Annotated in this window: 18 protein-coding genes and 1 pseudogene; 2 read left to right on the top strand and 17 right to left on the bottom strand. The window is 41.4% G+C overall.

Going from position 1 to position 17,512, the window contains the following annotated elements; all coding sequences use genetic code 11:
* Positions 1 to 3: 3 nt before the first annotated feature.
* The 6 genes from AB6M99_RS06550 to AB6M99_RS06575 form a co-directional block, all read right to left on the bottom strand.
* On the bottom strand, positions 4 to 636 hold the full coding sequence (locus AB6M99_RS06550; protein WP_121834575.1) for a hypothetical protein: 633 nt from the start codon (positions 634 to 636) through the stop codon (positions 4 to 6).
* A gap of 12 nt (positions 637 to 648) precedes the next feature.
* The gene (locus AB6M99_RS06555) at positions 649 to 1,302 is read right to left on the bottom strand and encodes a uracil-DNA glycosylase (RefSeq protein ID WP_369350449.1); all 654 of its coding nucleotides are present in this window, start codon (positions 1,300 to 1,302) and stop codon (positions 649 to 651) included.
* Between the two features lie 5 nt (positions 1,303 to 1,307).
* Complete coding sequence (locus AB6M99_RS06560) at positions 1,308 to 1,727, bottom strand: RNA-binding protein (RefSeq protein ID WP_121834573.1); 420 nt, start codon at positions 1,725 to 1,727, stop codon at positions 1,308 to 1,310.
* A gap of 93 nt (positions 1,728 to 1,820) precedes the next feature.
* Positions 1,821 to 2,699 carry an EamA family transporter RarD gene (rarD, locus tag AB6M99_RS06565; protein ID WP_369350450.1) on the bottom strand — a complete coding sequence of 293 codons (879 nt, stop codon included), beginning with the start codon at positions 2,697 to 2,699 and terminating at the stop codon, positions 1,821 to 1,823.
* Positions 2,692 to 3,552 (bottom strand): homoserine kinase, encoded by an 861-nt coding sequence (gene thrB, locus AB6M99_RS06570; RefSeq protein ID WP_121834571.1) that lies wholly within the window; start codon positions 3,550 to 3,552, stop codon positions 2,692 to 2,694. Before thrB ends, rarD begins: the two co-directional genes overlap by 8 nt.
* Position 3,553: 1 nt before the next feature.
* Positions 3,554 to 4,840, bottom strand: a complete 1,287-nt coding sequence (locus AB6M99_RS06575; RefSeq protein ID WP_369350451.1) for a homoserine dehydrogenase — start codon at positions 4,838 to 4,840, stop codon at positions 3,554 to 3,556.
* A 116-nt stretch (positions 4,841 to 4,956) separates the two neighbouring features.
* On the opposite strand from AB6M99_RS06575, the gene AB6M99_RS06580 reads away from it, so the two are divergent.
* Entirely contained in the window at positions 4,957 to 5,874 is a 918-nt protein-coding gene (locus AB6M99_RS06580) for a polysaccharide deacetylase family protein (RefSeq protein WP_369350453.1), read from the top strand.
* 142 nt (positions 5,875 to 6,016) lie between these two features.
* On the opposite strand, the pseudogene gorA reads toward AB6M99_RS06580, so the two are convergent.
* The 3 genes and pseudogenes from gorA to AB6M99_RS06595 all read right to left on the bottom strand — a co-directional run bounded on the left by gorA (position 6,017) and on the right by AB6M99_RS06595 (position 8,545).
* Positions 6,017 to 7,376: pseudogene (gene gorA, locus AB6M99_RS06585) on the bottom strand (glutathione-disulfide reductase).
* Between the two features lie 96 nt (positions 7,377 to 7,472).
* Positions 7,473 to 8,006, bottom strand: a complete 534-nt coding sequence (locus tag AB6M99_RS06590; protein WP_121834567.1) for a DUF2798 domain-containing protein — start codon at positions 8,004 to 8,006, stop codon at positions 7,473 to 7,475.
* Between the two features lie 77 nt (positions 8,007 to 8,083).
* Complete coding sequence (locus tag AB6M99_RS06595; RefSeq protein WP_121834566.1) at positions 8,084 to 8,545, bottom strand: GNAT family N-acetyltransferase; 462 nt, start codon at positions 8,543 to 8,545, stop codon at positions 8,084 to 8,086.
* A 120-nt stretch (positions 8,546 to 8,665) separates the two neighbouring features.
* On the opposite strand from AB6M99_RS06595, the gene plsY reads away from it, so the two are divergent.
* Positions 8,666 to 9,301: a glycerol-3-phosphate 1-O-acyltransferase PlsY gene (plsY, locus tag AB6M99_RS06600; protein WP_121834565.1), complete on the top strand. Its 636-nt coding sequence runs from the start codon at positions 8,666 to 8,668 to the stop codon at positions 9,299 to 9,301.
* 635 nt (positions 9,302 to 9,936) lie between these two features.
* Here the strand turns inward: plsY and AB6M99_RS06605 are convergent.
* From AB6M99_RS06605 to AB6M99_RS06640, 8 genes are all read right to left on the bottom strand, one after another.
* Positions 9,937 to 10,365 carry a YtxH domain-containing protein gene (locus AB6M99_RS06605; RefSeq protein WP_369350454.1) on the bottom strand — a complete coding sequence of 143 codons (429 nt, stop codon included), beginning with the start codon at positions 10,363 to 10,365 and terminating at the stop codon, positions 9,937 to 9,939.
* A gap of 4 nt (positions 10,366 to 10,369) precedes the next feature.
* Positions 10,370 to 10,780: a DUF948 domain-containing protein gene (locus AB6M99_RS06610; protein ID WP_121834563.1), complete on the bottom strand. Its 411-nt coding sequence runs from the start codon at positions 10,778 to 10,780 to the stop codon at positions 10,370 to 10,372.
* A gap of 8 nt (positions 10,781 to 10,788) precedes the next feature.
* Positions 10,789 to 11,571: a prolipoprotein diacylglyceryl transferase gene (gene lgt, locus AB6M99_RS06615; RefSeq protein WP_369350456.1), complete on the bottom strand. Its 783-nt coding sequence runs from the start codon at positions 11,569 to 11,571 to the stop codon at positions 10,789 to 10,791.
* Positions 11,564 to 12,499 (bottom strand): HPr(Ser) kinase/phosphatase, encoded by a 936-nt coding sequence (gene hprK / locus AB6M99_RS06620; RefSeq protein ID WP_121834561.1) that lies wholly within the window; start codon positions 12,497 to 12,499, stop codon positions 11,564 to 11,566. The genes lgt and hprK overlap by 8 nt, the downstream gene beginning before the upstream one ends.
* A 185-nt stretch (positions 12,500 to 12,684) precedes the next feature.
* Positions 12,685 to 13,593 (bottom strand): DUF3114 domain-containing protein, encoded by a 909-nt coding sequence (locus AB6M99_RS06625; protein ID WP_369350457.1) that lies wholly within the window; start codon positions 13,591 to 13,593, stop codon positions 12,685 to 12,687.
* An 88-nt stretch (positions 13,594 to 13,681) separates the two neighbouring features.
* Positions 13,682 to 15,628, bottom strand: coding sequence for a fructose-specific PTS transporter subunit EIIC (locus tag AB6M99_RS06630; RefSeq protein WP_121834559.1), 1,947 nt, complete (start codon positions 15,626 to 15,628; stop codon positions 13,682 to 13,684).
* The gene (pfkB, locus tag AB6M99_RS06635; protein ID WP_121834558.1) at positions 15,625 to 16,536 is read right to left on the bottom strand and encodes a 1-phosphofructokinase; all 912 of its coding nucleotides are present in this window, start codon (positions 16,534 to 16,536) and stop codon (positions 15,625 to 15,627) included. The genes AB6M99_RS06630 and pfkB overlap by 4 nt, the downstream gene beginning before the upstream one ends.
* On the bottom strand, positions 16,533 to 17,312 hold the full coding sequence (locus AB6M99_RS06640; RefSeq protein WP_245962674.1) for a DeoR/GlpR family DNA-binding transcription regulator: 780 nt from the start codon (positions 17,310 to 17,312) through the stop codon (positions 16,533 to 16,535). Before AB6M99_RS06640 ends, pfkB begins: the two co-directional genes overlap by 4 nt.
* Positions 17,313 to 17,512 lie beyond the last annotated feature (200 nt).

A 17,512-nucleotide genomic window follows, 5' to 3' on the forward strand; every position in this document is an offset into this window, starting at 1 on the left:
CTCCTATTTCAGTTGCGTGATTAGCTTTTCCACTTCAGCTACACCTACGGTATCTCCAATGGCTAAAAAGAGGTCTTTGGCCTTTTGGAAATAGCTGAGCTCCTGAGTGATTTCACCGAGACCACGATAAGCGCAGGCTTTAGCTACCTCATCATCGGTCTGTAATGCCAAATTGAGTGCCATTCTCATCTTAGCTTCCGCAGTAGTTTTGTCCCCCATTAAAAAATGTAGGTAAGCATCTTCATAGCCTGCTATTGACTCCGCCTGTTTCCAGTCACTGTCATCTAAGTCTAATTGTGCTATTAAGGCTTGTTCTTGAACAATATAGTCAAGAGCTTTGGGGTAGTCTTTGGCCTCTCGTTCGACATAAGCCAGCTGGTGAAGAGCGATATGCTTCATTTCCAAGTCACCAAGTTTTTCTGCTAGCCTCACATTATCCTGTCCAGTCTGCCTTGCTTCTTGTAATTGCGCCTTCTTCACGGACAAATAAATCCTATTGTTATTAGCCCAAAATTGTCCGCTATAATCAGTCTTATCGAGGTCATCATATAGCTTTGCTAGCAGCGCTTCTGCCTCTTCCAAACGGTTATCGTCCAGCGCTTCAAAAAAGAGTGCGGTTTTATCCATGTCTGTCATTGCTCTCACTCCTTACTGCAGCCAATCAATTTTACCCAGCCCTGCCTCTTCTAAATAGGCGTTAGTTCTTGAAAAAGGATTACTGCCAAAAAAGCCACGGTAGGCTGACAGCGGACTTGGGTGAGCCGATTCAATCACTTGATGATGGGAATTGGTAATCAAAGCTTTTTTCTTTCTCGCATAGCCACCCCAAAGGATAAAGACTACAGGCGTTTCTTTTTGATTAAGGACCTTAATCACCGCATCTGTGAATGGCTCCCAGATAAGATTCGCATGACCATTGGCATTACCAGCTGGAACCGTCAGACAAGCATTTAGCAATAACACGCCCTGATCAGCCCAAGGTGTTAAATCATGGGTTTCTTTCAAACCAATATCTTCTTGCAATTCTTTCAAAATATTTTGCAAAGATGGCGGAGCAGGTAAGTCATTAGGCACTGAAAACGATAGCCCTTGCGCTTGCTGAGGACCGTGGTAAGGATCCTGCCCCAAGATAACTACCTTAGTATCCTCAAATGACGTGTGGGTTAGAGCCGCAAAAACCTTTTCCCTAGGGGGATAAATCACGCCTTCCTGATAAACCTTATCCATAAAAGCATTGATCTGACCAAAATAATGCTCTGGTAGCTCTGCCTTGATTTTCTCATGCCAAGTGGAATGTTTCATCTTACTTACACCTCCTCAACGTGGAAGAACTCAGTCACCACAATACCATCTTCTGAAAACTCTAGACCAACAGTCGGTAAGTAACGACGCCAAAAGTCTCCAAAGATAGCTTTCCAATCGTCAATTGACCCATCGCCTTCAGCATTTGAACGAGCCGTTTCTTCTGAAATATCACAAAAACGTTCCAAAACTACCTTGTCTGTCACCAATAACACCTCTCTCTGAGGATTATCTGGATTGTCCAACATAATCGACCGACTGCCTGGCTGATCCAAGTCTTCTAAGTCACGATACTCTGCAAACCAAGACGATGTGGCACATTTTTGACCCGAGACTGTCAAGTCATACAAATCACTGTATTCTGCCGGATGTCCCCAAACTTCCAATTCGGGATACTTGGCCTGTAATTCACCATATTTTGCCATTCATTCCTTCCCTTCCATCCTATCTTTTCTTTATTTTATCATAAATAGCACTAAAAAAATCTCTCGCAACTGTCAATTGAGAAAGATTGTTCGTTATTTATTTTTTTGAAAAAGCTGCGCAAAGACAAAGACGCCTACCGCAAGCCAAATTGTCGCAAATCCTACCATTTCTCCACCAGTAATCCCCTCACCAAAGATAAAAACTGCAATAAAAAGTTGCAAGGTAGGATTAAAATATTGAATGAACCCTACTTGATTAAGCGGAGCGCGTTTAACAGCTTCCGCAAATAATAAGAGAGGGATTGCAGTGATTATTCCCGATAGAGCTAGTAAGCCTTGCTCAATCAAGCTTACATCAAACCAGCCAACTGGACTTAAAAAGATAAGATAACCTACCGCAAAGGGCAAAATAATCCCTGCTTCTACTAGCATCGCAACATCACTTGAAAGTTTAACTTGTTTTTTTAATAAGCCATAAATGCCAAAAGACAAGGCTAAAATAAAGGTTACAAGCGGCAGCTGACCTGTTAGTGCAATCAAGACAAGAACTCCTAAAGCCGCTAGAGCAACTGCAATCCACTCAAGACGCACCAGCTTTTCCCCTAGAAAAAGAATGGACAAAAGAACTGATACCAAGGGCATCAAGTAGTAACCAAGGCTAGCTTCCGTAGCTTGACCGCTACCCACCGCATAGATATAGACTAGCCAATTGACAGCGATAAATAGGCTGGCAAAGATCATTGTCCATAAAGGCTTTGAAGTGTTTTTCAGATAAGTGAGCTCCTTAGTTAACTTACTAGTCTGTCTCGTCAGAATAAAGTAAGCTAACATCGTCACAAAAGTCCAAACAATCCGATAGGAAAAAGTCGTATGAGCAGGTACTCCGCCCAAGGCTTTCCAATAAAGGGATAAAAGCGCCCAAGCCAGATAGGCACAAAAGGCGTAAATCAGCCCTTTTCTACTCTCACTCAACACGCACACCCTCACGGTCAACTTCTAAGATAAAGCATTCACCATCAAATTTCAATGCCTCAATAGCTGATTTCATGTTGGCTGCCTTATCTTGTTCGGCTAAGACCATAATCGTTGGTCCTGCACCTGATAAATAAGTCGCATAGGCTCCCATTTCTTTAGCTAAAGTCTTAATCGGAAGAAATTCTTTGACCAAAGATTGGCGATAAACTTCATGGAAACGATCGCCCTCAATAGCCGCTCCTGCCACCTCTAGATTTCCTGATAAAAGCCCTGCTATAGCCACATTCGCAATGGAGGAGGCTGCGACAGCTTCTTTATAAGAAAGCTCTAGTGGTAATACCCCACGAGAATCAGAAGTCTTCAACTCATAACTAGGAATAAAAGCAATAAAACTACAAGTTGGAAACTCCGCAACAATCTGATTAACCTTGTCATTTACAAAAGAAGCAATGACCAAATTCCCAAAAATCGCTGGCGCAACATTGTCAGGGTGTCCTTCAATCTCAGTCGCTATTGCTAATTTTTCATCAGCAGTCATCTCAAGATGACCAAGCTGATTGGCTAACTCAATACCTGCCACAATAACTGACGATGACGACCCCAAGCCACGCGCCAATGGGATATCTGATGTCATCTCAATCACGTGTGGCTGTATATCAGATTTAATGTGAAGTGCCGTAGCAATTAACAAGTTACTCTCATCACTAGGAATATCGCCCAAATCATGCTTGATGAACCACTTATCAGACGGCTCCTTAATCTCAATCGTTAAATATTTTGACAGAGCTACTCCAACCGAATCAAAACCAGGACCAACGTTGGCTGACGTTGCAGGTACTGTAATTCTCATCTTACTCTCCTAACACTTTAAAGCTATTTAAGACCTTAAATTCAACCACATCTGCTAATTTAGCCGTCACATTGGCTAAGGCAGTTTTGCTCATTTCATGAGTCACAATGACCACACGAGCCGTTTCACCATTTGCCTTATGCTGAAGCACCTGTTCGAAAGAAATATTTTCAGCATTAAAAATCTCTGCTAAACGAAGGAGCTGTCCTTTCTTATCTGGGGTTTCAATCGCAAAGTAGTAACGGCTCTTAACATCTGAAAGGTCTGCAATCGTTGTCTCACGGGTAAATTCATTAAAGGCTTTACCAACAGTGGCATCATTCAAACGACGAGCAATACGTACAATATCTGCCACAACACTTGTCGCTGTTGGTTTTTGTCCAGCACCAGGTCCGTAATACATGGACTGACCGATACCAATTGACTCGACAAAGACAGCATTCATCACACCATTAACACTTGCCAAAGGATGAGATTTCGGCACAAAGCTTGGTGACACTTCTGCAAAGAGCCCTGATGGCGTTTCCTCAATCGAACCAATCAGCTTAATCACATAACCGAGCTGTTGCGCAACCGCAACATCATCCGTGCTAATCGTTGAAATGCCTTTGTGCGTCACATCTTCCAAACAAATCGTCATGCCAAAACCAAATTGGCTAAGGATAACTGCCTTATAGGCTGCATCAATCCCTTCAACGTCATTAGTAGGATCACTCTCTGCATAGCCTAATTCTTGAGCCGTTTTGAGGGCATCCTCATAAGACCAACCTTCATCAACCATCTTGGTCAACATGAAGTTAGATGTCCCATTCAAAACGCCTAAAATACGGGTAATTTTATCTGAAGTTAAAGAATTAGCTAAGGTCCGCAAAATTGGAATACCACCTGCCACAGCTGCCTCATAGTAGAAAGCCAACTGCTTTTCTTGAGCAAGAGAAATCAACTCCTTACCGTGACTAGCAATCAAATCCTTATTAGCTGATACCACATGTTTACCTGCTTCCAAAGCCTTTGTAATAAAGGTTTTTGCAGGCTCAATCCGTCCCATCAATTCAACCACAATGTCAATCGAATCATCCGAGACAATCTCATCAATACTTGTCACAAAATGATAATCGTGCCCTGCTGCTAACAAACGATTTTTTTCCTCATCATCCTTGACCAATACCTTAGCGATTTCAATCTGTCGTTTCGCTGCTGCTGTGATTTTTTCACCATTTTCTTCTAATAAAAACGGAATACCGCTCGCTACAGTACCAAATCCAAGCAATCCAAGTTTAATTGTCATATTATTACCCCTAAAAAGATTTATTACGTCCTATTATAACAAAAAATTCTGAATTGACAGTCTTCTCATTCTCAGATTTTTGATATAATAGACAAAAAACAACAAAGGAGCCTCATATGTCCAGCCCCTCTCGCCGTTCGAGACACCGTCGTTCGCCATTCCTAGGCGTATTACTCTCCCTCATCATCCTGCTTAGCTGCTTTGCTCTTTTCTTCTTTTGGAAAATGGCTGACGCTAAAGAAGCTAATCAGAAAACAACTCAAACCAGCTCTGCTATTTCCCAAGTCCAAGAAACAACTGAACAAGCCCAACAAATCGAAAACACCTCTGAAACGGAAACCGTCACTTGGACGACACAAGAGCAACCTGTCAGCATCCCAATTCTCATGTATCACGCTATCCATGTCATGGCTCCTGAGGAAGCTGCTAATGCTAATCTTATCGTGGCACCAGATATTTTTGAGAGCCATATCAAGCGCCTAAAAGATGACGGTTACTATTTTTTAAGTCCTGAAGAAGCCTATCGTGCCCTTACTGAAAATAGTCTCCCTGCTGAAAAGGTTGTCTGGCTTACCTTTGACGATAGCCTCTGGGATTTTTATGACTACGCCTATCCGATTCTTGCTAAGTACGGTGCTAAAGCCACCAACAATGTCATCACAGGAACGGTTAATCACGAAGGAAATTTAACCGTGGAAGAAATGCAAGAAATGAAGGCAAATGGTATTTCCTTGCAGGGACACACTGTCAATCATCCAGATTTAGAGTATTCAACGCCAGATACTCAAACCTCCGAACTCAGCGATTCAAAAACCTATCTTGATCAAACCTTTTCACAAGACACTATCGCTGTTGCCTATCCAGCTGGTCGGTATTCTGATACGACAATTAACATCGCGCAGCAACTGCATTATAAACTTGGTGTCACGACAAACGAAGGCGTTGCTAGCGCAGCAAACGGATTACTCACCCTTAACCGTGTACGGATGTTCCCAACAACAACTGCCGATGAACTGATTAGTCGAATTGAATAACAAGAAAACACTCCGTTCAACGTTGAATGGAGTGTTTTACCATAACAATTTAGAACAAGATACTAACTTATTCGAGTGAGATGGAATAAGTTGATTAGTATGTTTTTTATCATCCTATTCTTGATTCAAATTACAGTACTAATTATCTCATCGTTACAAATTCTTCGGCACCTGTTGGATGAATGGCAACGGTATTATCAAAATCTTCTTTTGTTGCGCCCATCTTAATAGCAACTGAGAAACCTTGTACCATTTCATCCACGCCGTATCCAATACCGTGAAGCCCAATGATTTTTTCCTCTTCCCCAAGACAAACGAGCTTCATCTTACTTGGTTGACGGTGTGTTCCCAGAGCTGTGTACATTGGTGTAAAGGTTGAACGGTAAACCTTGATGTTTTCAGCACCAAATGCAGCGATGGCTGCTTCTTCTGACAAACCGATTGAACCAATGGCTGGGTGACTAAAAATAACGGTTGCCACATCCTTATAATCCATCTTAGCATTCGTTTTACCGTTGAATAAGCGCTCTGACAATTGACGACCCGCTTTAACAGCAACAGGCGTTAATTCTAATTTACCAGTCACATCCCCAAGGGCATAAATTCCTGATACGTTTGTATTTTCATAGTCATCGCTAGCAATATAACCTTGGTCTGTCAAAGCAACACCTGTTTTTTCCAAACCAAATCCAGTTACATTAGGACGACGCCCGATGGCCCAGATAAGCGTATCAACAGTGTAGCTCTGCCCATTTTCTAAAACCAAAGTCAACGACTCATCAGCATTCTTAATCACTTCTTTAGGAACAGACCGCGTATGTAAAGTAGGACCATTTTCTGCCATATAATCAGTCAATGTTCCGATAATTTCTTGGTCAAAATTGCGGAGCGGACGGTCCTGACGGACAAAAAGAATGCGTCTCCGAACCCAGAGTATGGAGAACACCAGCCACCTCTACCGCAATATAGCCTGCGCCTACAACAGCTGTACGATTAGGAACAGCATCCAGCTCAAAGAATCCATCAGAGGTGATACCATACTCAGCACCCGGAATGTCTGGATAGAGGGCATGACCTCCTGTCGCAATCAAAATATGAGGCGCTGTATAACGTTGCCCAGCCACTTCTACCGTATGAGCATCTACAAAAGTCGCGTATTCATACACACGTTCCACACCATTATTATCAAATCCACGCTCGTAAGACCCGTGAATTCGGTCAATATAAGCCTGACGATTAGCCTTCAATGTTGAAAAATCAAAGTTTTTCGTCTCCACTTCAAAACCATACTCTGCCGCATAATGATTGAGGGTTTCAGCAACCTGAGCACCATACCACATGACTTTTTTAGGCACACAGCCGACATTGACACAGGTTCCTCCGACTTCTTTTCCTTCAAACAGGATGACCTTAGCACCATGCATGGCTGCACGGTTAGCACTAGCAATACCTCCTGAACCACCACCGATAACGATATAGTCATATTGTTTTACTTCTGACATATTTTCTCCTTTTTTAAACTAGACCGATTGGTACAATTTTCTTTATTCTAACATAAAAAAAGGTAGCAGACAAAAAACTGCTACGACATTTTTGGGTTAGATAATTTCAGGTAATTCATCATCATTATCAAAGTCCTCAACCTTATCTTCACCAGGAAATGGTTTTTGAAGGCGTCCCAAAATAAAGCGAGATATCGGGCCTGCGATGAGGAAATTAAGAGGAATAGCAGCTACAAAATTCGTCAGCCATGCTTTGCCATAAGCCCCTAACGTAATCACCGACCAAGGCAGCCCCTGACCAATAATCAAGTTAAAAATCAGACCATAGAGTGACATGAAAGTCACCATAAAGAGTGCCATTGTCCCTGAGATAGCCACAATTTTCACCCAACGCTTCTCGTGGTGACCGATATGATGTAACATCGTAAAAGCAATTTTCTTAGCAATTGGCCCTACCAAAATCACATCCAGAAGAAAGGCAACAGCAAATCCAGGCAAGTACCCCGCAAATACATGTCCCCAATGAACTGATCCTGTATTCATATAAAGGTTCCAGATTGACATCCCAAACACCATGATGCCACACATCATCACTGTAAACAACATCGCTTCTTTAAAATTTCTAGGCATTATAAACTCCATTTCTAAAACATTAGATTTTACTATACCATAAAAAATTTTTCTTCGTAAGCAATTTTTTCAAAAAATTACAAGATAATTTCCATTTCTGTATGTAAGGGTTTCATGCCTTGCTTTTGGTAAAAGCGGAGCGCCGAAACATTATCATTCCAAACATTCAAAGTTAGATGGTAACAACTTATTTCTTTGGCGTAAGCTAAGGCAAAGCTATACAATTCTTGACCAATTCCGCCACCTCGAACATCCTTATCCACACATAAGTCATCTATGAAGAGAGATTTTACAGGCTCAAGAACTGCTCCTTTAGCTTCTTTTATCTCTAAAAAGAGATGTCCGATAACAGCTTTGCCATTATCATAAACAAAAACAGGTTTGGTATCATCTGTTAAAAGCAACTCAAGCTCTTCATCTGTAAACTTACCGCCACTACCTTTAAAAATATCTGGTCTAGCTTCATGATGAACCTGTAGAATCTGACCTAATAAGCGTTGAATAGCAGGAATATCGGCTGATGTCGCACGTCTAATCATTTTATAGTTCCTAAAAGCACTAAAACTAAAAGATAAGTTTTCCTCCTAGTTTAGCTGAGCTCCCTTTCTAATTTTTGTCCATTATATCAAAAATCGTGCTTCTTATGCTATAATGGAAACATGAAAACATTACTTTTTATTCTAATCGCCTATCTGCTTGGTTCAATCCCGACTGGTCTTTGGATTGGGAAGCAATTTTTTAAGATTAATCTCCGCGAACATGGTTCAGGAAATATGGGAACAACCAATACCTTCCGTGTCCTTGGAGTCAAAGCTGGGTTAGTCGTTCTTGCTGTTGATGTCCTCAAAGGGACACTAGCGACCTTACTCCCTATCTGGTTTGGCAGTTCCATATCACCTCTTATGATTGGATTTTTTGCTATTTTAGGACATACCTTTCCCATCTTCGCTCAATTTCGTGGTGGAAAAGCTGTCGCTACGAGCGCTGGGGTTCTCTTAGGCTTTGCACCGAGTTTTCTTCTCTACCTAGCCATTATTTTTGTAGCCAGCCTATACCTCTTTAGCATGATTTCTCTTTCGAGCGTCATTGCCGCCACCGCTGCTATCCTAGGAATCGCTATCTTCCCTGCCATTGATTTCATCCTAACAACCTACGACCCACTTTTTAGCCTTCTCATTCTCCTAATCGCAGCCGTCATTATGGTTCGACACAAAGAAAATATCTCTCGAATAAAAGCAAAAACCGAAAACCTCGTCCCATGGGGACTAAACCTTACCAAGCAACAAAAAAAATGAGCATTCACTTGATGCTTATTTTTTCTTCCTTAAACGATTTATTATGATAAATACTAGATTCAAAACCACTCGAAACAACACATCTCTAAAACATCTATATCTGTGTAAGACAAGATGAACTTGTGTTGGAACCATTCGAAACAACACAGCGAGTTAAAATAAGGCAGTGATTTTTAATCCAGTCCGTATCCAACTTGAAAAAGTGGGCACCGATTCGGTGCTTTTTTGTTACTCAATTTTGTATCCGATTACATATTATCACAATATGATTTTTATGAGCAACTTTCTCATCTTCATTTTTCATCAGCTCTTTTCCTAAATAAAGTCAACTGCTACACCAAATCATTATCAGCACTAAGAACAACATTTAAAAAGAATCGCAAAAATTCAAATGCTTTATTTCCCTCGCTAGTCAATTGTTAATCTTATCTCACTGAATAATTTCACAACACCTCTTGGTTAGCCTATTTATCCACTTTATCCCCAAGGTAAAAGACAAGCCAGCCAACTACTGGTCAAAAGATTATGGCAAAATAGAAGAAGCTGGGCAAGTTTTTCCCAGCTTCTTCCTATTATCACTTTCAAATGATTGGCTACACACAGCTTTTACACTACCAATACCGATTTTTAATCACTTAGTTATCTTCTGAAAGGTCAGTATCAGACTGGTCAGTTAAATCGATGACAATATCTTCTTTAACAACTTCTTCTTCTGGGACTTCAACGATAATGATATCCTCTTCTGAGACGGTTTGAACTGTCTCGCTAACTTTTTCTTTAACTTGTTCAACAGTTGCTTTTACTGCTTGCCCGATATTCTCAGCGCTAAACTCACCTGATTCCCATTTGCCTTTATACTCAGTAAAGGTTTCTGTTGCCAAATCTTTGTACTCAGCCACTTTTCCTTTAGCTGCTTCATGATAAGCATCAGGATTAGCCTTATAGTCGTCAAAATTTTCTTTTGCTTTAGCAACAAGTTCTTTCCCTTTTTCAGTTCCTAGAAAATAAGCTGCCGCTGCACCAGATGCTGCACCTAGAATAACACTTTTTAGAAATTTCCCCATGAGCTTATACCTCCGTTTTTTTATCTTTTTTACTAAATAGTTTTGAAGCCATACGTGCTGCGAAAGCAGCTTTGCCCGTATTAGCAACAACAGCTGTTCCCTTACTTGCTTTTGACGAAAGGTTGCGTGCCTGTTCATTCAAATCAGACACACTAACTGATAAATCAGCAATAGCTGTAAAGAGCGGATCAATCGTTGCGACTTTTCCATTCACATCATCTACCAAAACATTAGCCTTAGCTAAGATTTCATTCGTTTGGTAAAGGGTCACATTAACATCACTGGTCAATAATTTAATGGTTTGTTTCGTTTCTTCGACAGTTTCCGTTAATTTTTTGATAAAAAGAACCAAGAAAACAACTAAAACCACAACTGCAATTGCAATAATTAAAAGTGCAATGCCACCTAAATCCATAAGTCACCTCATTTCGTTTGATAGTAAGGAATATCATTCTTCTGACGTCGAATGACAACAAATACCACGCCTGTAATCACTAGAATAGCACTGAGCCATTGAGAGACTCGTAAGCCCATCAACATGAGACTGTCGGTTCTCATTCCTTCAATTACAAAACGGCCACAGCCATACCAGATAAGGTAAAAGGCTGTTATTTCTCCCTGTTTTAACAGATTTGGACGACGGCGAAGTCCCATAATCACGAGAAATCCTAAGAAATTCCAAAGGCTTTCATACAAGAAGGTAGGCGTTCGATAGCTCCCATCAATATACATTTGCTTTTTGATAAAGCTGGGCAGGTAATCGAGATGCTGCACCGCTTTTCCATAAGCCTCTTGATTGACAAAATTTCCCCAGCGTCCAATACTCTGAGCAATCATCACTCCTGGAGCTGCAATATCCAAAAAGTCAATCGGCTTAATCATACGGTAGTAAGAAAAAGTAAAAAGTACCACCGCACCGGTCAGAAGACCTCCGTAAATCGCAAGACCACCATTCCAAATGGCAAAAATTTCATTAAGATGCTTGCTGTAGTACGACCACTCAAAGATGACATAATAGAGCCTTGCTCCCAATATGGCAAGAGGGAAAGCAACGAGAATAAAATCTGTCACATCATCTGCTGAAATCTTCTTTTTGGGCCCTTCTTTACTAGCAAGATAAACCGCTAGCGCTACACCAGTCATAATAATCAGGGCATACCAGTGAATGGCGATAGGACCTAATTTAATAGCAACTGGATCAATCATTAGTAGCTCCATTCTGGCTAATGAGAGCTGTCAAACGATCCTCAAAAGTCTTTGTCGCATCGTAGCCCATCAGACGAGCTCTGTGGTTCATCGCAGCAGCCTCAATCACAACAGAGACATTTCGACCTGTTTTAACCGGAATACGTACGCGAGGAATTTTGACACCTGCAAATTCAATTTCTTCGTTGCTATTTCCCAAACGGTCAAAAACCTTACCTGCTTCAAAGTTTTCAAGGTAAATCGCTAATTGGATTTGAGAAGAGCCTTTCACCGCACTAGCACCGTAGAGGCTCATAATGTCAATAATCCCAACACCACGAATTTCCAAGAGATGGCGCAAAATCTCCGCTGGTTCACCCCATAGAGTTTCTTCATCTTTAGCATAAACATCAACTCGGTCATCAGCCACCAATCGGTGGCCACGTTTTACCAATTCAAGACCTGTTTCACTCTTACCAATTCCAGAATCCCCTTGGATTAAAACACCCATTCCGTAGATATCCATCAAGACACCGTGAACACTGGTTCTTTCTGCAAGACAGGAATGAATGTACCAAGACATTTCACCTGAAAGGCTACTGGTTGGAATACGCCCACGTAAAACAGCGGTGCCTTTTTCTTTAGCAGCCTGAAGCATTTCCTCAGGAATCTCTAAATTGCGAGCCACGACAATTGCTGGCGTTTCTGGCTTAAACATTTCACTTAGGACTGCATAACGATTATGGCTAGTCATACTCATTAAGTAAGACCATTCTTTCATCCCTAGAAGTTGAACACGTTCTGGTGAATAATAGGTAAAATAACCAGTCATTTCTAGACCTGGGCGTGAAATATCAGACGTTGTAATCTCCTTATTCAGAAGTTCCCAGGTCCCATAAATCACTTCTAATTTGACCTTATCCACTAACATTTTTACAGTAAGTGTCATAAATTTCCTTTCCAAAGTAAGCGCTTTGCACTCTATTTTATTCATTATAGCATTTTTTAAGGATTTTTGAAAATGCTAGCCCCGTTTTAAAGAGCTCTTCTGTTTGTCAGTCCAACGTTAATCCGTTTGAACTCCCCTAAATTTTCTCTCAAACATCGCTACTAGCCAACCAACAGCAATATCACCTATGCTTTTCTAATCATTTGAGAAAAACGTCTGACTTCTTTATTGACTAACCTCAGACAAGGATAAGCTGGTTTAGTCCGTAAAAAACTCCGCTTACTATAGTCTCTCCATGTAGGGGCTACAAATCCTCTCCTCACCTTCCAACGAAAATCAGGGTCGTGGGGACTGACAGGCATCACATCTAGCTCCCAGTGCCGTTGATTGTTTCGTGTCGCATAATTAAAACTCGCACCATTAACCACACCAGCCACCGTCATTTTTTCAGGATCAATCTCATTTAAAAAACACCCCGAACTGCTCAGAATAAACTCCGTGTGGAACCTTTGAAGGATTTTTATATTGTAACTAACCTTACCGTCTGGATAATAAGGCACTCCGTCTTTTACCATGACTTTATTGTGAAGACGAGCAGATTCTAAGAGGGTGTAGGAACGGTGTTTCAAATAACGTGCCAAGCCCTCTGCATCTGTTTGATTTTTATGGCGAAAATGCTGGCGCACATACTCCGCTTGGTGACAAGAGATCAGATAGCGCAGCTGGTGTACTTGCCTTGCCAACTTCCCTTCTTGAGCCAAACTCTCTCCAGGAAAAGCCTTATCTACCTGCTCTGCGATGTCCCACCAAAAGGTATCATCTGGAGCTAAACTAGGAGAAATCAGTGATAAGAGATAACGAGTCTGTGCCATATCTCCCGTTAACTCTGGAAAATCAAGCAAACTCATGATTAGCTTTAATAACTGTTTGGGAGAAGAATGCTTTTTTTCAATAGTCCAAAGTTTCTTGAAAGTTGATGAACCCAGACGTGGATCAATGGTGGTCATATTTTTCAGTTCTTCTATACTCTGCTGTGACCAAGGTAACTTAAAAAAGCGTTTCAATTGCAAATACCTTTGCCAAATCTCTTGCATTGTTTCTCCTTTCCTAGAATTATCCCAAGTTATCCCCCTCATTATAGCAAAAAAGAAAAGCTCAAACGAGCTTTTCTAACTGTTTATCTTATTTCGCTTTACGAAGGTAACCAAATAGGACACCTGAGATGATTGCTCCGACAAGGACAAATGCAAGGTAAAGGAATGGATTTGATGTCAATGCGATAACGAAGATACCACCATGTGGCGCCATCAATTTGATACCAGCAAGACCAACAAGTCCACCTGCAATCGCAGAACCTGCGATAAAGCTTGGGATAGCACGCGCTGGGTCAGCAGCGGCAAATGGAATCGCACCTTCCGTAATAAATGAAAGACCCATGATGATGTTCGTCAAACCTGAATCACGTTCTTCATCAGTAAATTTATCTTTGAAAAGAAGTGTTGCAATGAAAACTGCAAGAGGTGGAACCATACCACCAGCCATAACAGCCGCCATCACGATTGAACCACCGTTTGTCACAGAAGCTGCAAGTGTACCAGTACCGAAAACATAAGCGGCTTTATTAACTGGACCACCCATGTCAATCGCCATCATACCACCAACAAGGAGACCAAGAAGAACAGCTGAGCTTCCTGACAAACCGTTCAAGAAGTCATTAAGTGCTGTATTGATTGCTGACATTGGGATATTAACTGCCAACATCGCAAGACCTGTCAAAATAGTACCAAAGAGTGGCAAGATCAGAATAGATTTTGCACCTTCCAATGAACGTGGCACTTTCACGTATTTTTTAAGTGCAAGAACAAGGTAACCAGCAAGGAAACCACCTACAAGAGCACCAAGGAAACCTGATGGCACACCTGCAAGACCTGCTGTCGCTTCTCCACCAGCAGCGTAAGCAATTTTACCATAAGCCAAACCATTTGAAGCAATGGCACCAGTAACAAAACCTGCAACCATACCTGGTTTTTCAGCGATTGAGTAAGCCACATAACCAGCAAATACTGGAATCATGAAACCAAAGGCAGCTTGACCAATCTTCATGAAAGTTGAAGAAATTTCATGATATGATCCAAGATTTCCAAGCTGATCTTTAGGAACACCTAAAATGTTATCAAATAGAAAAGCTAAGGCAATCATGATACCACCACCGATAACGAATGGAAGCATTTGTGATACACCACTCATCAAGTGTTTATAGAAAGCTTGACCTGCTGACATTTTTTCTTCTGAAGCAGCCGCTTGAGCGCCGTCTTTAGCCACATAAGTTTCTGCTTCACCGTTTAAGATGATGTTGATTAGCTCTTCTGTTTTCTTGATACCATCAGCAACTGGACGGCTCACAAGTGGTTTACCATTGAAACGAGGCATATCAACTGCTTTATCAGCTGCAATGATAACCCCTTTAGCTTTGGCAATATCTTCAGCTGTCAATTTGTTACCAACACCTGAAGCTCCATTTGTTTCAATTTTAATAGCAACACCCATTTCAGCAGCCACTTTTTTAAGTGATTCTTCTGCCATGTAAGTGTGGGCAATACCAGTTGTACATGCTGTAACTGCTACGATGAAATCTTGACCTTCTGCTGGAGCAACAACTGTTTCAGCCTCTGCTTTTTCAGAAGCAGCATCGAAAACTGCAATCACTTCTTCTGGTGTGTTTGCCGCACGAAGTTTATCCGCAAAACCATCTTTCAAAAGGTATTGTGACAATTCAGCAAGGGCTGCTAAGTGTGTGTCATTTGCCCCTTGAGGTGCCGCAATCATAAAGAACAAATCAGTCGGTTGACCATCAAGTGATTGGTAATCAACACCCTTGTTTGATTTTGCAAAAAGAACTGCTGGCTCAGCTACCACAATATTTTTAGCGTGTGGCATGGCAATTCCATCACCAAGACCAGTTGTCATTTGCTCTTCACGAGTCATGATACCTTTTTTGAAGATGTCAAAATCGTGCACAATATCCTTTTCAACGAGTTTTGTAATCATCTCGTCAATCGCCATTTCTTTTGAAATTGCTTGAAGATCAAGCAACATCAAATCTTTCTTCAATAAATCTTGAATTTTCATCGTTTTTCTACCTCTACTTTTTCAAAAGTTTCTTTAATAAAGTCAATGCTTGCCAAATCATCTGAGAAAGCTGTCGCTGTTCCACAGGCCACACCCCATTTGAGCGCTTCAAGTGGATTTCCAGTAGCGACAAATTCACCAGTAAAGCCAGCCACCATTGAGTCACCAGCACCAACTGAATTTTTTACTTGACCCTTAATTGGTTTTGCAAAATAAGCCGCTTCTGGCGTCACTAGGAGCGCACCGTCACCTGCCATTGAAACGATAACGTTTTTAGCTCCCTTAGCTAAGATTTGACGTGCGTAGGTTTCAATGTCATCAATGCCATTTAGCTCTACACCAAAAATCGCTTCGAGCTCATGGTTATTTGGTTTCACCAAGAGTGGCTCATAAGCTAAGCTATCAAGCAATGTTTGTCCTTCAAAGTCACAAACCACTTCTGCGCCAGCTTTTTTCACCAAAGGAATCAAGCGGTTATAAACCTGATTACCAAGGTTTGACGGAGCTGAACCGGCAAAGACCACCACATCATCTGGCGTCACTTGTGAGAGGACGGTTTCAAGCTCTACCAACTGACCTTCCGTGATGACTGGACCTGTCCCATTGATTTCAGTCTCATGATCCGCCTTAATTTTAACGTTAATGCGCGTGTCTTGATCCACTTGAACAAAATTAGTCTTGATGCCTTCAGCCACCAAACCATCTGTTACAAATCGACCTGTAAAACCACCGATAAAACCAGTAGCCGTATTGTCGTAACCTAGCTTTTGCAGGATACGACTAACGTTAATCCCTTTTCCACCCGCATACTTATCGTCACTATCCATACGATTAACAGCGCCAATTTCAACACTGTCAAGACGGACGATAAAGTCAATGGATGGGTTTAGGGTTACCGTATAAATCATACTTCTATTACCCTCGTTTTTTCTTTTATTTTTTGGAAAATGGCAGAGCTACTTTCTGATGTCAGCAGCGTTACCTTTTCAATTTCTGCAACCTTAACAAAGGAGATATGACCAAATTTTGAAGAATCGACTAGGACAAAGCACTCTTTAGCATTTTCAATAACCGCTTTTTTGACCATGGCTTCCTCGTAATCAGGTGTCGTCAGGTAAGCTGAATCCACACCATTCATTCCAATAAAAGCCTTATCAAAATTAAGCTGGTTAATTTGTGCCAAAGTCGCTTGACCGACACTAGCATCCGTGGTTTGCTTCACAAAACCACCAATGATAATTGTCCGAATGCCTTTATCAATCAACTGACTGGCATGGTGTACCGAATTGGTCACCACCGTCACCGTCGTGTCTGTCAAAATATCTACCAAGAGCGCCGTTGTCGTTCCAGCATCTATAAAAATCACATCATTAGGATGAATCTCTTCTAGAGCTCGAGTGACAATTTGTCGTTTTTCTTGAATGTTTTTGACAGATTTTTGAAGGTTGCTCGGTTCATCTCTCAACGTCTGTAAACTCTCTGCACCGCCATGAACACGGCGGAGCTTATTTTCAGACTCCAACTGGTCCAAATCCCTTCGAACCGTTGACTCCGAGGTCTCTAGTAAACCCACTAACTCTTCCAAGGTCACAAAATGTTCTTCTGACAACCTATCCATAATCAGCTGTTTACGCTCAGATTTTAAAATAGGGGCACCTCCTCTGCAATCGTTTACAGAATTCATTCTACACTATTTTCTAGCAAAGTCAAGCAATATCTCTCAAAAACTCCCAAAAAGCACGAAAAGCACAATAGTCATCAAATTAATGCCTAAATCGCTCCTAAACCAACGTTCGATTCAAAAGGTTAACAGTCATATTCTTACACCATAACCATGACACCTACAAAAAAGCTAGATCAGCTGTGCCATTCTCTGACCATCCC

It is taken from the genome of Streptococcus hillyeri (assembly GCF_041081565.1).
Classification (GTDB): Bacteria; Bacillota; Bacilli; order Lactobacillales; family Streptococcaceae; genus Streptococcus; species Streptococcus hillyeri.

Bases quoted from the DNA above. Each gene is read 5' to 3' on its own strand.
- AB6M99_RS06640 (WP_245962674.1), bottom strand. From the start codon at position 17,312: ATGAATTCTGTAAACGATTGCAGAGGAGGTGCCCCTATTTTAAAATCT.
- AB6M99_RS06605 (WP_369350454.1), bottom strand. From the start codon at position 10,365: ATGGGGAAATTTCTAAAAAGTGTTATTCTAGGTGCAGCATCTGGTGCA.
- thrB (WP_121834571.1), bottom strand. From the start codon at position 3,552: ATGAGAATTACAGTACCTGCAACGTCAGCCAACGTTGGTCCTGGTTTT.
- AB6M99_RS06590 (WP_121834567.1), bottom strand. From the start codon at position 8,006: ATGCCTAGAAATTTTAAAGAAGCGATGTTGTTTACAGTGATGATGTGT.
- AB6M99_RS06555 (WP_369350449.1), bottom strand. From the start codon at position 1,302: ATGAAACATTCCACTTGGCATGAGAAAATCAAGGCAGAGCTACCAGAG.
- lgt (WP_369350456.1), bottom strand. From the start codon at position 11,571: ATGATTGATCCAGTTGCTATTAAATTAGGTCCTATCGCCATTCACTGG.
- AB6M99_RS06575 (WP_369350451.1), bottom strand. From the start codon at position 4,840: ATGACAATTAAACTTGGATTGCTTGGATTTGGTACTGTAGCGAGCGGT.
- AB6M99_RS06610 (WP_121834563.1), bottom strand. From the start codon at position 10,780: ATGGATTTAGGTGGCATTGCACTTTTAATTATTGCAATTGCAGTTGTG.
- AB6M99_RS06625 (WP_369350457.1), bottom strand. From the start codon at position 13,593: ATGCAAGAGATTTGGCAAAGGTATTTGCAATTGAAACGCTTTTTTAAG.
- AB6M99_RS06630 (WP_121834559.1), bottom strand. From the start codon at position 15,628: ATGAAAATTCAAGATTTATTGAAGAAAGATTTGATGTTGCTTGATCTT.
- AB6M99_RS06580 (WP_369350453.1), top strand. From the start codon at position 4,957: ATGTCCAGCCCCTCTCGCCGTTCGAGACACCGTCGTTCGCCATTCCTA.
- hprK (WP_121834561.1), bottom strand. From the start codon at position 12,499: ATGACACTTACTGTAAAAATGTTAGTGGATAAGGTCAAATTAGAAGTG.
- pfkB (WP_121834558.1), bottom strand. From the start codon at position 16,536: ATGATTTATACGGTAACCCTAAACCCATCCATTGACTTTATCGTCCGT.
- AB6M99_RS06550 (WP_121834575.1), bottom strand. From the start codon at position 636: ATGACAGACATGGATAAAACCGCACTCTTTTTTGAAGCGCTGGACGAT.
- AB6M99_RS06560 (WP_121834573.1), bottom strand. From the start codon at position 1,727: ATGGCAAAATATGGTGAATTACAGGCCAAGTATCCCGAATTGGAAGTT.
- AB6M99_RS06595 (WP_121834566.1), bottom strand. From the start codon at position 8,545: ATGATTAGACGTGCGACATCAGCCGATATTCCTGCTATTCAACGCTTA.
- plsY (WP_121834565.1), top strand. From the start codon at position 8,666: ATGAAAACATTACTTTTTATTCTAATCGCCTATCTGCTTGGTTCAATC.